Origin of the sequence: Caloranaerobacter ferrireducens (assembly GCF_001730685.1) — a bacterium.
Taxonomy (GTDB): domain Bacteria; phylum Bacillota; class Clostridia; order Tissierellales; family Thermohalobacteraceae; genus Caloranaerobacter; species Caloranaerobacter ferrireducens.
In genome coordinates, this window is sequence record NZ_MDJR01000012.1 from 18,056 (window position 1) to 32,269 (window position 14,214).

Annotated in this window: 14 protein-coding genes; 2 read left to right on the forward strand and 12 right to left on the reverse strand. The window is 29.5% G+C overall.

The genetic code is table 11. The features are described 5' to 3' along the window. Positions 1-9 precede the first annotated feature (9 nt). The 8 genes from nagA to BFN48_RS11650 form a co-directional block, all read right to left on the reverse strand. Entirely contained in the window at positions 10-1,164 is a 1,155-nt protein-coding gene (gene nagA, locus BFN48_RS11615; RefSeq protein ID WP_069651049.1) for an N-acetylglucosamine-6-phosphate deacetylase, read from the reverse strand. Positions 1,165-1,232: 68 nt separating this feature from the next. Further along, positions 1,233-2,624, reverse strand: a complete 1,392-nt coding sequence (gene nagE / locus BFN48_RS11620; protein WP_083238923.1) for an N-acetylglucosamine-specific PTS transporter subunit IIBC — start codon at positions 2,622-2,624, stop codon at positions 1,233-1,235. Positions 2,625-2,729: 105 nt separating this feature from the next. Further along, positions 2,730-3,464 carry a GntR family transcriptional regulator gene (locus BFN48_RS11625; protein ID WP_069651050.1) on the reverse strand — a complete coding sequence of 245 codons (735 nt, stop codon included), beginning with the start codon at positions 3,462-3,464 and terminating at the stop codon, positions 2,730-2,732. 45 nt (positions 3,465-3,509) lie between these two features. After that, the gene (locus BFN48_RS11630; protein ID WP_069651051.1) at positions 3,510-3,998 is read right to left on the reverse strand and encodes a PTS sugar transporter subunit IIA; all 489 of its coding nucleotides are present in this window, start codon (positions 3,996-3,998) and stop codon (positions 3,510-3,512) included. Beyond that, positions 3,991-4,866 carry an N-acetylmuramic acid 6-phosphate etherase gene (murQ, locus tag BFN48_RS11635; RefSeq protein WP_069651052.1) on the reverse strand — a complete coding sequence of 292 codons (876 nt, stop codon included), beginning with the start codon at positions 4,864-4,866 and terminating at the stop codon, positions 3,991-3,993. Before murQ ends, BFN48_RS11630 begins: the two co-directional genes overlap by 8 nt. Before the next feature lie 454 nt (positions 4,867-5,320). Then, positions 5,321-5,740 (reverse strand): type VII toxin-antitoxin system HepT family RNase toxin, encoded by a 420-nt coding sequence (gene hepT / locus BFN48_RS11640; protein WP_069651053.1) that lies wholly within the window; start codon positions 5,738-5,740, stop codon positions 5,321-5,323. Next, entirely contained in the window at positions 5,730-6,143 is a 414-nt protein-coding gene (gene mntA, locus BFN48_RS11645) for a type VII toxin-antitoxin system MntA family adenylyltransferase antitoxin (protein ID WP_242863272.1), read from the reverse strand. Before mntA ends, hepT begins: the two co-directional genes overlap by 11 nt. A gap of 355 nt (positions 6,144-6,498) precedes the next feature. Continuing rightward, a complete protein-coding gene (locus BFN48_RS11650; protein WP_242863273.1) occupies positions 6,499-7,194 on the reverse strand; it encodes a response regulator transcription factor in 696 nt (231 codons plus the stop codon). Positions 7,195-7,344: 150 nt separating this feature from the next. Between BFN48_RS11650 and BFN48_RS11655 the strand changes: the two genes are divergently transcribed. Both BFN48_RS11655 and BFN48_RS11660 read left to right on the forward strand, forming a co-directional pair. Continuing rightward, the gene (locus tag BFN48_RS11655) at positions 7,345-8,658 is read left to right on the forward strand and encodes a YjiH family protein (RefSeq protein ID WP_069651055.1); all 1,314 of its coding nucleotides are present in this window, start codon (positions 7,345-7,347) and stop codon (positions 8,656-8,658) included. A 164-nt stretch (positions 8,659-8,822) separates the two neighbouring features. Beyond that, positions 8,823-10,730: a sensor histidine kinase gene (locus tag BFN48_RS11660; RefSeq protein WP_069651056.1), complete on the forward strand. Its 1,908-nt coding sequence runs from the start codon at positions 8,823-8,825 to the stop codon at positions 10,728-10,730. 19 nt (positions 10,731-10,749) lie between these two features. Here BFN48_RS11660 and BFN48_RS11665 read toward each other — a convergent pair whose 3' ends face one another. From BFN48_RS11665 to BFN48_RS11680, 4 genes are all read right to left on the reverse strand, one after another. Continuing rightward, positions 10,750-11,673, reverse strand: coding sequence for an AEC family transporter (locus BFN48_RS11665; protein ID WP_069651057.1), 924 nt, complete (start codon positions 11,671-11,673; stop codon positions 10,750-10,752). A gap of 135 nt (positions 11,674-11,808) precedes the next feature. Then, complete coding sequence (locus tag BFN48_RS11670; RefSeq protein WP_069651058.1) at positions 11,809-12,138, reverse strand: rod-binding protein; 330 nt, start codon at positions 12,136-12,138, stop codon at positions 11,809-11,811. 8 nt (positions 12,139-12,146) lie between these two features. Beyond that, on the reverse strand, positions 12,147-12,944 hold the full coding sequence (gene flgG, locus BFN48_RS11675; protein ID WP_069651059.1) for a flagellar basal-body rod protein FlgG: 798 nt from the start codon (positions 12,942-12,944) through the stop codon (positions 12,147-12,149). A 19-nt stretch (positions 12,945-12,963) separates the two neighbouring features. Further along, complete coding sequence (locus tag BFN48_RS11680) at positions 12,964-14,037, reverse strand: flagellar hook-basal body protein (RefSeq protein WP_069651060.1); 1,074 nt, start codon at positions 14,035-14,037, stop codon at positions 12,964-12,966. Positions 14,038-14,214 lie beyond the last annotated feature (177 nt).

Genomic DNA, 14,214 nt, shown 5'->3' on the forward strand with positions numbered 1-14,214 from the left:
AAAAGTAAATTAGAGTTTATTAAAAACAATTTTACCTTCTACAACAGTAAAATATATATTTAAATCTTCATCAAAAACTGTTATGTCTGCATCTTTACCTATATTAAGACTACCTTTATTTTTATCTATTCCTATCACTTTAGCTGGATTTTGTGTAACTAATTTAATAACTTCATGTAGTTTAATATTGGTGTTTTCTAAGATATTTTTTACTGCTTTATTTAACGTTAATATACTTCCAGCTAAAGTGTTATTTTCTAATCTTGCTGAGCTATTCTTTACTATGACTTTTTGACCCCCTAGTTCATATATACCTTCTTTCATACATCCAGCTCTCATCGAATCAGTTATAAGTACTAAATTTTCTATACCTTTTATGTCTATGAGTATTTGAAAAATAGCTGGGTGTACATGAATTTTATCTGCTATTAATTCACATGTAATGTTACTGTTAAAAACTGCCCCTACTATTCCTGGATCTCTATGATGCATAGGAGTCATTGCATTAAAAAGATGTGTGGCGTGTTTTATTCCACTTTTGATAGATTTTTTTGCCTGGTCATAAGTTGCATTAGAATGGCCAATAGAAAGAGTTATATTACTATAATCCTTCATTTTTTGTAAAAATTTATACCCCTCATCCATTTCTGGTGCTAGTGTAATTATTTTAATAATGTCTAAGTACTCTTTGATAAATTCGAAGTCAGGCTTTAAAATATATTTTGCATTTTGAGCACCTTTATATTTTTCATTTATAAAAGGTCCTTCCATGTGTACTCCTAATACTTTTGCTCCTTGAATATCTAGATAGGTAGCTTGTCTTACTATATTTAGCGCTTTATATATAGTATCTCTATCCATAGTCATTGTAGTTGGTAAAAAGCCTGTGACTCCAGTTTTTGCTATAGTGTTGCTAATGTTTGTTATAGACTCTATAGTGCCATCCATAATATCACTTCCACCAGCACCATGTATGTGAATATCAATAAAACCAGGTGATATGAATTTTCCTTTAACATCTATTAAGTCTATATTTTTATATCTATCTATTTCTTGTAAATCTGAAATGTCAATTATCTTTTCGTTAAATATTAATACTTTGTTTTCTATGATTGAATCTTTATGTATTATTTTCCCATTGATAAGGCCATATATTTTCTTCATAATTTATCGTCCTTTCTTTTGACAAAATGACATGGTAGCAAGTTGAGCTACCATGTCAATGCTAGTCTTTAGGATTCAACTTTATTTTTAGCCATTAGCCTTTTCATTTCATCTGCTATTATTTCAGCCTTAGTACCTACAACAACTTGCATATTTTTGTTATTAGGTCTAAGCACACCAGATGCTCCTAGTTTTTTAAGTTCTGTATCATCAACTATAGAAGCATCTTTTAATGTTAATCTAAGTCTTGTAATACAAGCATCTATTTCTTCAATATTTTCTATTCCACCAAGTTTTTCTATATATGCTGATGCTACCCCTGATAACCCCTTGCTTTCTATTTCACTGTCTACTGAGCTACTTTCTTCATCTAATCTACCTGGAGTAGGTAAATCTAATTTCTTGATTACATAAACAAAAACTAAGTAGTAAATTAACCCAAAAACTAAACCAATAGGTATTAATAGCCAGCCTTTTGTAGCTAATCCCATATTTAAGAAATAATCTATAGCTCCAGCAGAAAAACCAAAACCGTGCCTAATACCTAAAATATGGACTACAGCCAATGATAAACCTGTAAGTACAGCATGTGTTATATATAGAACCGGAGCTAAAAACATAAATATGAATTCTACTGGTTCAGTTATACCAGTAAGGAAAGATGTAAATGCAACACTAATCATTGCTCCACTAATTGCCTTTCTATTTTCAGGCTTAGCCATTGTAATCATCGCTAAAGCTGCTGCAGGAAGTGCAAACATAAATATTGGATAAAAACCTGCCATGAATGAACCTGCAGTTGGATCTCCAGCAAAGAATCTGCTTAAATCTCCAGTCGCATCTCCATATTGGCCAAATACAAACCAAATAAAACTATTGATTACATGATGTAATCCAAATGGAATCAATAATCTGTTTAATGCTCCAAAAGTAAATACTCCTATAGCTCCAGCTCCTATTATCCATTCACCAGCTGCATGAATACCATTTTGAATAGGAGGCCATACATAACCGAAAATAAGTGCTAATACTATACTTACAGCAGCTGTAACAATTGGTACAAATCTTTTACCCCCAAAAAAACCTAACCAGTCAGGTAGTTTAATATTATGAAATTTATTATATAAAACACCTGCTACAATACCAGAAATTATACCTGCAAGTACGCTCATATTTATATCTGGATTAATAGTAACTATAGCATTAGTTAAAACAAGATAACCAACAGCACCTGCTAAACCTGCTGCTCCACCATTATCAAAAGATAATCCGATTGCAACACCTATAGCAAATAGTAAAGCAAGATTAGCAAATATAGCTTCCCCAGCTTTCATTACAAAAGGAATATTAAATATGTCGCTAGCTCCTAATCTAAGTAATAGTGCTGCTGCTGGTAATACAGCTATTGGTAGCATCAACGCTTTACCAATTTTTTGAACTTTACCAAATGAATTTCTCACTTCTGCTCCCCCTTTTTTATTTTTTATTAATTAAAAAATAGAATGTTTATAAGCCTTTCCCCACCTCCCTTTATAACTCCTTCTTTAAAAGAGCATTTGTAATTTTTATGACTTAAGAAGAACTTCATATTTGTATTTATCACTTCTATAGATAGCCTTTGTATATTCAATAACTCTACCATCATCTAAATATGTCTTTCTTCTAAATAGTAAAGCTAATGATTTTATGTCTAAGTTTAATAAGTCACTTTCATATTCATTTAACATTATAGGTTCTATTGTTTGTTTAGCATAATCCAAAGTATAACCGTATTTTTCTTTAAAAATCTTATAAAGCGATTTGCCTTCAAGCATATCTTTTTGTAAGTCAGGGCACATATTAAATGGTATCCATACAATCTCAATAGCAAAAGGTTCATCTTCTACTATCCTCAATCTTCTTATTTCTATAACCTTATTATTTTTTTCATCCATATTTAGATGGCTTCTAATCTTTTTAGTAGCTTCTTTTATTTTAAAAGACAATATCTGAGTATCAGTTTTTAATCCCTTTTCAGCCATCTCTTCTGTAAAACCTCTTAATTGTGAAAGCTGTTGTTTGATTTTAGGTTCAGAAACGAATGTACCTTTTCCTTGTTCTCTATATAATATCCCTTCATTCACTAATGCCATTATTGCCTTTCTAGCAGTCATTCTACTTATACCATGAATTTCACATAATTCTCTTTCAGGAGGCACTGGATCTCCTGGCTTTAATTCTTCATTTTCTATCATTTCTTGAATTATTTCCTTTAACTGATAATATAAAGGTAAAGGATTTTGTTTTGATACTTTTCTCAAAAACATCCCTCCAAACTCTTTTGTTAATATCACTTAGAACAACTCTTACTTAGCTTTTAGATTTATCTTCATTATCAAATCACTAGAAACCTTCACAAATCCTTTCATTTTATTTAAACTATCAACTAACTCCATATTGGTTATAACTATAGGACTAATAATTGATTTTCCTTTTTTCTTTAAATATTCCAAATCAACCTCAAGTAATTTATCTCCAGCTTTAACATAATCATCTTTAACAACATAGCTTTTAAAACCTTCTCCTTTTAACTCAACAGTATCAATTCCTATATGTATAAGTATTTGCAAACCTTCTTCAGTCTCTATACCTATGGCATGATTTGTAGGAAATAGCTGTATTATCTTTCCATCACAAGGTGCAACAACAATTCCATCAGTAGGTTCAATAGCTATCCCATCACCAACCATCTTCTGTGAAAAAACTTCATCTGGTACATTTTCAATGTTTATTATTTTGCCCATCATAGGTGCTAAAATATCTCTACTTCTGATCTTTCTTAAAAATTTAAACATATTTAATACCTCCATGATTATCTAGAATATTTTTGGCCTCTATTAAATTTACATTCTTCTTAATCATAATAATTGCTAATTTAGCATCATAATCGCATTTTTCTAGAATATCTTTAATTAGTTTTTCTTCTGCACCTGTCGCTAAATAAACGATTTCTTCTACTCTTTTTCTAAGTTTTTTGTTTATAGGTCTAACATTTATCATGAGATTACTATAAACTTTTCCTATTTTGATCATAGATGCAGTACTAAGCATATTTAAAACCATTTTTTGTGCTGTTCCTGCTTTCATTCTAGTAGAACCCATAATTACCTCTGGTCCTACTTCTACACAAATAGTAATATCACAAATCTCTTTTAATTTCCCTTTACTATTACACATAAGACCTACAGTTTTAGCGCCAATTTCTTTTGCATATTCAATTGCTTTTATAACATAAGAGGTATTACCACTAGCACTTATTCCAACCACAATATCTTTAAAGTTCACTTTTCTTTTTCTCATATCTTCGATTGCTAGTTTTTCATCATCTTCTGTATGTTCAAGCCATCCACTTAATGCCTTCTCTCCTCCTGATATGATGCCTTGTACCATAGAATCATCTACTCCAAATGTAGGAGGACATTCAGATGCATCAAGTACTCCTAATTTCCCACTTGTACCACTACCTACATAAAACAGCCTTCCACCTTTGTTAAAACTTTCTACAATTAAATCTACAGCTTTAGCAATATTGCTCTTTTCCTTTTCAACTGCATAAGCAACTTTTTTATCTTCATTATTTATTTTCTCTATTATTTCAAGAGTAGACAATTTATCGATATTTAACGTATTTATATTTCTCCCTTCAACAATTATATTGTTCAAATTCTTCTCAACCTTTCTTTAGACTAAAGTTTTATTTAGTTGTTATATATTTGTATTATTGTTATGTTGTATATACCAATTTACGTTTATATTATATATGTATTTATTATTCTTGTCAAATATTACTAGAAGAACAAAATCTTTAATTTGAATGAATTAAGGAAGATTTTGTTGAAATCCATAAACGGAAATTATATTTAAAATTACCCACAATTTAAGAAGGTTTATAATTTCCTATGGATTATAAAAAGTTTATATAGCTATCAATTAGTAAACAATGTATTCAAAGTTCAAGGAATTCAAAAGACATGATGGCTAACAAAACGTCCCTATGCCATCTTGCACTATGGGTTATAACAAAAATAGGACGGAATAACCGTTCATAAATTATATACATATTCTATTTCGTGTTTAAGTCCATTTTTGGTTAGTTCGTGTTCTATAATTATGTTAATTATAACATAAAATTTCCATCAATAAATAAGATAAATTTTTTAAAGGTATCTAAATCGTTCCTCATAATGTTATACACTATCTTTTTATTAATCTTAATGTATTCGTGGGCTAAAATATTTCTGAAACCTACCATTTTTCTATACATTTCTAATTCTTCTTGTGATATTAAATTTTCTTTATATAATATTTCAAAGGACTCTGCCATGCTTTGTGGATAACCATAATTATTATCAGTTACTACATGAGTCGCTATATCTACAATCATATTTATCGCAATAAAAAGGTTATACTCAACTACATCTTGAGCTATCTCATCTTTCAAAAATTCATCCAATGATAAAGTTTTATACCTTTCAATTTTCTTTATAGAAAGAATTAACTGATTAAGCCTTTCTTTTATTACTCTCTTATTTACCATATTCCTTAACCTCTTTCCTTAAATTCCTTATCATTGCATTATAAGACATATCTAAATATCTTTTCATATCTTCATATTCAAAAAGCGTATGGACTTTAAAGTTACTTTCTGCAATTTCATCTCTTGTAAAAAGTAATATACCATCTAAATAAACCTCATATTTCAATAAAGGCGGTGATTCGTTTAATATTATTAAATCTACTTTTCTTTTGCATATACTCTCAAGTCTAATTTTTAAATCTAAATAGTCTTTTGCACTCATTTCTTTATCATTTAAATATATTGCAATATCAATATCACTATTTTCATCACTAGTACCTCTTGCATAAGAACCAAATACATAAGCAAAAATTATCTGTGGATTATTTAATAAAACTTCTTTGCATTTTTCTAAGATATCCACATTATTCACATCCCATTAGTTTATTATTTATTTAGATTTTCTCAAATTACCAAGTGAATGTCAATATACCATTGGTCTTTCGTAGTTCGCTGTTCGTCATTCGTATTTAGATGCTTGTCTTTAATGGAACAAAATCTTCGATTAAATAAATTATAAATTAAGGTGGATTTTGTTGAAATCCTTTACAGAAATTATATTTAAAAATATCCACAATTTAATTTGGTATATAATTTCCTATGGATTATAAAAAAACTGAGACAACGAGCTAGATTTGTTGTCTCTAAACTTGGCTTATTAGATTGTATTTAAAATAAATAAGATAAGCGGTATTGTTGCTATGCTTACTTTTGTCATATCATATTACGGATATTTGGGCCTCAAATATGTAACCTATCCCTCTTACTGATTTTATATATTTGGGATTTGCTTTATCGTCTTCTATTTTATCTCTTAATCTCTTTACATATGTATTTACTATATTTTCATCGTACAACTCACTTTCCCATACATGATTTAAAATCTGTTTTCTAGTTAAAACAGTATATGAATTATCTGCAAAAAATAACAGTAGATTAAATTCAGTTGTTGACAAGTTAATTTCATTTCCATCTTTTATAACTTTATAAATATTTCTATATATTTCTATATTGTCAAATCTAATCACATTTCTACTTGAAGGCGACTTGTTATATTCTTTATATCGCCTTATATGAGCTTTTACTCTTGCTACGAGTTCTATAGGATCAAAGGGTTTTGTTATATAATCATCTGCACCAATCCCAAGTCCTAAAACCTTATCGTACTGACTTGATCTAGCACTTAAAAACAATATGGGTATATTGTTTTTTTGCCTAATAATCTTACATGTTTCCAATCCATCTAGGTTATCCATATTTATATCTAAAATTATAAGTTTAATATCTTTATCCAATTTTTCAATAGCATCTTTACCACTATAAGCTGGTATAACTTCGATTCCATTTACTTTCATAAACTCACTTATCATGTGAATAATTTTCTTTTCATCATCAACCATCATAATTTTATCCACAACATCCTGCCCCCTTTGTTTAATTGTTTTAAATGAAATAATGACAATTCTATGACTGTTCGATGTAAATATAATGAATTTTCAAAAAATTTCACATGTTTATTATATAATAGTAATACAAAAAAGTTAATCAATAAAGGGGGTCCTGATATGGATAATAATGTTCAAACAAAAAGTAGTAATGCTAGTAGTTTGTTAAAATTCATAGTCTTCAGTTTAATTGGTATTTTTATGTTTTTTATCCCTATTAATATTGGGGGAAAATCAACTATTCCATTAGACCATATTGTTACAGGAGTTAAGACTCAACTACCTGCCTTAGCTTCTATATATGCCTTGATTATAATAGTGATTGGCGGAATTACACCATTTATTAAAAAGACTTGGAATAAAGATAAAGTAACTGCCGTATTTTCACTGCTTAAACTTTTAGGAATTTTAGTTGCATTTATGGCCTACTTTAAGTTTGGGCCAGCATGGCTATTCGAAAAAGATATGGTTCCATTTTTATTTAATAAGCTTGTTATTCCAGTTGGACTTATAGTACCTATAGGAGCAGTCTTTTTAACATTTTTAGTAGGATATGGTCTTTTAGAATTTATAGGAGTTTTAATGAAACCTATTATGAAGCCTATTTGGAAAACACCAGGAAGGTCTGCTGTAGATGCAGTAGCTTCTTTCGTAGGAAGCTATTCTATAGGTCTTTTAATAACTAACAGAGTTTTTAAGGAAGGTAAATATACTATAAAGGAAGCATGTATTATAGCAACAGGTTTTTCAACAGTATCAGCAACTTTCATGATAATAGTTGCTAAGACACTTGGTCTTATGGAATTATGGAACACTTTCTTTTGGTCAACTCTTATAGTCACATTTATAGTTACTGCTATTACAGTTAGAATCAAACCTCTTAGCAGCAAAGATGATAGTTATATCTCTGGAGAAGGAGTTCCAGAACCAGAAATCAAAGGAAACTTATTTAAAAATGCACTTGACGAAGGTTTAAAAGCAGCTTCTAATTCTCCATCTTTAGCTAATAATATTATAGAAAATTTAAAAGATGGGTTTGCTATGGCCATGGGAATACTCCCATCAATATTGTCCGTAGGTTTATTAGGATTGGTATTAGCTAAATACACTCCTATATTTGATGTAATCGGATATATATTCTATCCATTCACACTTATTTTAAATATTCCCGAACCAATACTTGCAGCTAAAGCAATGTCAGTAGGATTGGCAGAAATGTTCCTTCCAGCACTTCTTGTAACAAGTGCTTCAGTAGTCACTAAGTTTGTAATAGGTGTTATTTCTATATCATCAATATTATTCTTCTCAGCATCAATCCCATGTATTCTATCTACTGAAATACCTATAAGCATTACAGAAATATTAATAATCTGGATAGAAAGAACTATATTAACACTTTTATTAATAACACCATTAGCATTTCTTATATTCTAAAATATGAATATTAAAATGATTTAAAAGAAATATGATAAAATATAAGCATCTATATCTGTAACAGATGTAGTTGCTTATATTTTTTTATTTTTAACTTTGTGTTATAAGAATCTTTTAAAAAGCTTCTCAAGGTTAACTTTTTTGAAACATAAAGGGGTGTACTTATGAGTCTAAAAAAAAGAATAACCCTTACTATATGTTTAATTAATATTTTATTACTCATATTATTAAGTTGGGTTATATATAGTAAATCAGCTTTTATTTTAAATAAAGAAGCTGAAGTCTATATGCTGTCTCAATTAGATAGAGTTAAAGAAAATATTGATTTGCGTATAAGAATAAACAAGCTTGAAACTGAAAATCTGGCTTTAAACGAAAAGATAATATCATTTTTAAAAGGGAAAATAGATGTTAATGAAATGAATAATATTTTAATAGAAAATATGTCAAAGAAAAATCAAAAAAGTAATTATTATAAAGATTTATTCGTACTAAATAACCAAGGAAAAATAATTGCTACATGTATGCCAGAAGCTATGAACTTAGACCTGTCGGATAGAAAATATTTTATAGAATCAAAAAAAACAAGAAATACGGTTACAAGCGATATATTAATTGCAAGGTCAGATGGATCTTTAATAGTAATAACAATAAGCCCTATCAGAGATTCAACAGGCATTGTATTGGGTTATGCAGGAATAGCAATAAAAGCTGAGTTTTTTTCAAAAATAGCAAATGAATTAAGACTTGGTAAAAGAGGATATTATGCAATAGTTGACTCAAGCAATCGCATACTAACACATCCAAATAGCAAGCTTATTGCAAAAAATTCTATATATAATATAACAGATGAAATACTTAAAAAGTCTAAAGTTAAGACAAATACTGTAGTTGAAAAAAGAATCGTAGCAAACAATGGAGTAAAAGAATTTCAAATATATAAGCTTATGGATAGCAATAGATGGATACTCATTGCAGTTCTTCCAGAGCATGAAATGTACGAAAAATCAATTACACTCTTAAGTTATGTATTGCTAATAGGGACAATAAGTATAATACTTGCAATTTTATTAGGTACATATGTATCAAATAAAATCTCTAAACCTATTATTACTATAACAAATCATTTAGAAATGGCTACAAAAAGTAATTTACTCATAAAAAAATCAATTTCAGATTCTATAAAAAGTTTTAAAAAAAATGGAGAAAAATTTATTAGAGAAAGTGAAAAAATAAAAATATCCCCTAATGATGAAATCGGGAATTTGAGAAAAGCTTTAAAGAATTTAAAGGAATATTTCTTATTCCTTATAAACATGTTTGAAATTGAAAGCGAAAATCTTGTAAAGTATTCAAAGGAATTATCGTCTACTATAGAAAATACATCTTTTAGAACAGCTAGATTCATTTCTACGTTATCTCATGATTTAAAAACATTAATTACTCTTATAAAGGGATATGCAAAGGGACTTAAATCAGGAATTATAGCAGATGAAAAAATTAAAAACGAATTTCTCGATGGTATTATTAAAGGAGCTGAAGATATTGAAAAGATAACATGCGATATACTAGACAATGCATATGAAGCCCAGTGTATGCCTAAACTAAACAGAGAAAAAGTAAACGCAAAATACTATATAGAAGAATTGTTTGAAAGTACCAAACAATATATAATAAGCTCAAATAGAGTATTTGAAGGAGCTTGGAGTTGCAATGATGGATATCTTTATATAGATATAATTAAAATCAAAAGAGCTTGGAATAACTTGATAAATAATGCCGTCAAATATTCAAATGAAAAAAGTAGGATAAAAATATTTATTATGCAAAAAGAAAATAAAGTCGAATTCAGAGTAATAGATGAGGGAATAGGTATTAGTGACAAAGAAATAGATAAAATATTTGATATGTTTTATAGAGGAGAAAAAAATAAGGAAAAAGGCTATGGACTTGGACTTTTCATTACAAAATCAATAATTGAAGCTCATAACTCGAAACTTCATGTAAAATCTGAATATGGAAAAGGAACTGAATTTTGGTTCAGTTTAGATATATATAGCTCTAGCAGTTAAATGCTAGAGCTTTTTGTTTTTACATTGTATTTAAAATAAATAAAATAAATGGTATTGTTGCTATGCTTATTAATGTTGTTAAAAACACTCCCTGTGAGGCTAATCTGTAATCAGAGTCGAATCTTCTTGCAAATATTGCTGCATTTGCTGCTGTTGGCATACTGCTGATGATAACTGGTATGCCTGCAACTACTGGTGGTAAATTTAATCTTGTTAATACAAATAAAACTGATAAAGGTATTATTATAAGTCTTAATAAGGCTACTATAAAAAGTTTGCTATTACCGAATATCTCTTTAAACTTTGCATCCCCTAATAGAGAACCCACTACTAACATGGCCATAGGGGTTGTTGATGCCCCTAATTTGTGTAAGGATATATATATAGGCTTAGGCAGCTTAATGGAAAATATAAATAGGGTAAATCCTAAAACTATTGAAACTGTTCCAGGGTTTATTAATGCTTTTAAATTTATTTTCTTTTCATGTCCTGGGTTTACTAATATCACCCCTAATGTCCATATAAGGATATTAAAAATAAGGTTGTATATTGCCGCATAAAATACACCAATCTTGCCGAAAGCCACTTCAACAACAGGATAACCCATAAATCCAACGTTTGAAAATATTATCAAAAAGAGATATACTCCCTTTTGCATACCTTGTATCTTCAGCAGCTTTACAAATATAACACCAACTATAATCATAAATGTATAAACTATTACTCCAATTATAAGCAGTTTTATACTGTTACTTAACATATCTTGTGAAAATTTATAGTTCATTGATGTTATTATAAGTGCTGGTAAAGTCACATATATTATAAGAGTAGATAGGCCTTTTCCTAATTCATCTGTCATAATGTTTATTTTCTTAAGTATAAAGCCTAATATTAGTAGAATGAATAGAACTAGTACTTGGTTTAAAACTAGTATAAAGTCCATTGAATTCCTCCTTGATAGCTATTTGTTTATCGCACAATGAATTGTGCTCTACTTTGTTGAACGTATAAAAATAGGGAAGGCTCTCCTTCCCTACTATATTATCATATTTTATTAAACCGGTATATGGAGAAATTATTATCTCCTCTTCAACTGCTCATATAATATTTTTGCTAAACCAATTCCCTGTCCTTTTTCACTTACTGATTTAGCTATTTCTTGGTCATACATATCTTCAAATAATTCTCTTGCTGCAGTCTTTTCTACAAGTCCTCCGTCTGGAATAGTTGAACGCATTTGTTTTAAAAGCATATGAGTAAATAAGGACTCAAATTCTTTACAGACTTTCATAAGTTCTTTATTGTCATGTTTTGTATATGCCTTATCTATTTTTCTTTTTAAATTTGATGTATTCGATTGAGATTTTTGTATATTAGCTTGATTTATTATGTTGTTTATGTTTAACATAGGATCACCTATCTTCTAAGGTTGTTTGCCATTTGGAGCATTTCGTCTAATGTTTGGATTGATTTTGAATTAATCTCGTATGCTCTTTGAGCTGTAATCATCTTTACCATTTCTTCAACTACCTGTACATTTGATGTTTCAAGATATCCTTGTACAATTCTACTGTCCATTTCTTCTGCATCTACTGAAATTTCTTCACCGGATGCACTTGTAGCACTGTATAAGTTCTGTCCTTCACTTATAAGCCCCTCTGGATTCATAAATTTAACAAATTTTAGTCTTCCTAAATCTACAGTTTGACCTTGCTCATCCTTTGCAGTTATATATCCTAGCTCATCTATAGTTATATCAGACAAATTGTTATCTATAACTATTTCTTCATCATCTTCATTTAGAACAAAATACCCTTCTGATGTAGTCAGTTTTCCCTCGTCTTCGTTAATACTAAGCTTGAAGCTTCCGTCTCTTGTATACTTTATTTGGCCATTTGGTGTTAACACTGCAAAAAAACCATCTCCATCTATTGCTAAATCTAACGGGTTTTGCGTTTCTATTAAGCTTCCCATTTTGAAATCTCTTGTTGTAGCTGTCGGCATAACACCATGTCCTACTTCTAAATTTACAGGTCTTCCTTTATCATCTTTTAGATTTGTTCTTTTTAGTGTTTCATAAAAAAGGTCTTTAAATTCAACTCTTTGACCCTTATATGAAGTTGTATTTACATTAGCTAGGTTGTTTGAGATTGTATCGATATTTAGCTGCTGTGCCTTCATTCCTGTAGCTGCTGTCCATAAAGAACGTATCATTTTTATTTACTCCTTTCGTTTATATTCTCGCTATGTCGTTTACAACTTTACCTAATAGCTCGTCCTGTATTTTTAGTATTCTTTGGCTCGCTTCGTAGTTTCTTAGCACACTTATCATATCTACCATTTCTTTTATGCTTTCAACATTTGAGCCTTCTAGATATCCTCTTAGGACTTGTCCATCAAAAGGCATTTCTTCAGGCTCTATGTTGTCTTCTATTTTATAAAGGTTATAACCTTGTTTTCTTAGGAATTCTTTATTTTTTATATCAACTATATCAAGCTTATCTATCACTTCACCATCTTTAATAATTTCTCCTTTTTCATTGATGGTAAAATCATTGCCTTCTAATATTATTGAACCATATTTTCCTAAAACAAAATATCCTTCTGTAGTAACAAGTTCTCCTTTATCATTTAGTGAAAAAGACCCATCTCTTGTATATAATATTTTTTCACCATCATATACTTTAAAGAAACCATCGCCTTTAAGTGCAAAATCTAAACTGTTTCCTGTTTCTACTATATTACCCTGATTAAAGTTGGTAAAAACTCTACTTGTTTTAACTCCTGAGCTTATAGTTCCTATTACATTTGGCTGTGGAAATTCTATTAGATTATCTATTATTTTACCATTTGACATGATATTGCCCTTACTGTCAATCTCAATATCTTTACTATCAACTTTTATTTTACCATTTCTGCCAAGCACATAGTTTCCACCATCTGTTTTTATGGCATCATTTCCATCTTTATAGTATGTTCTTAGATATCCTTCTTCATCTATTGTAAATCTCATTTCTCTTGTATGGCTAATTCCAAGAGGTGTCTTTATTCTAAAATATCCTGAATTAATATTTAGTTTATAAACATCTCCATCTTTTTCAACCTTTACTCCTTTAAACTGACCATGGTTGTCCATATCTACTGTATCATTAATTTTGCTTAAAAGCACCTCTGGAAATGATTCTGAAATAAGCACATCTTTTTTAAATCCAGTAGTATTAATATTAGCTAGATTATTGGATATTGTATCCATCCTTTTTTGGTTTATTAACAACGACGTTGCTGATGCATATAATCCTCTATTCATTTAACTCACTCCTCGCGATTAGTCTTTCGTTGCTCACTTTTCGCTATTTGCCGTTCGATGTTCATATGTGTTTCAGTTGCCAGAATGGTAGCGGAGAATTAATTCTCCGCTACTACTGGCTTTTCGTTATTAGCCTTTCGCTTTTCGATTGTCGAAAAACGATAAGCGAACAGCGAA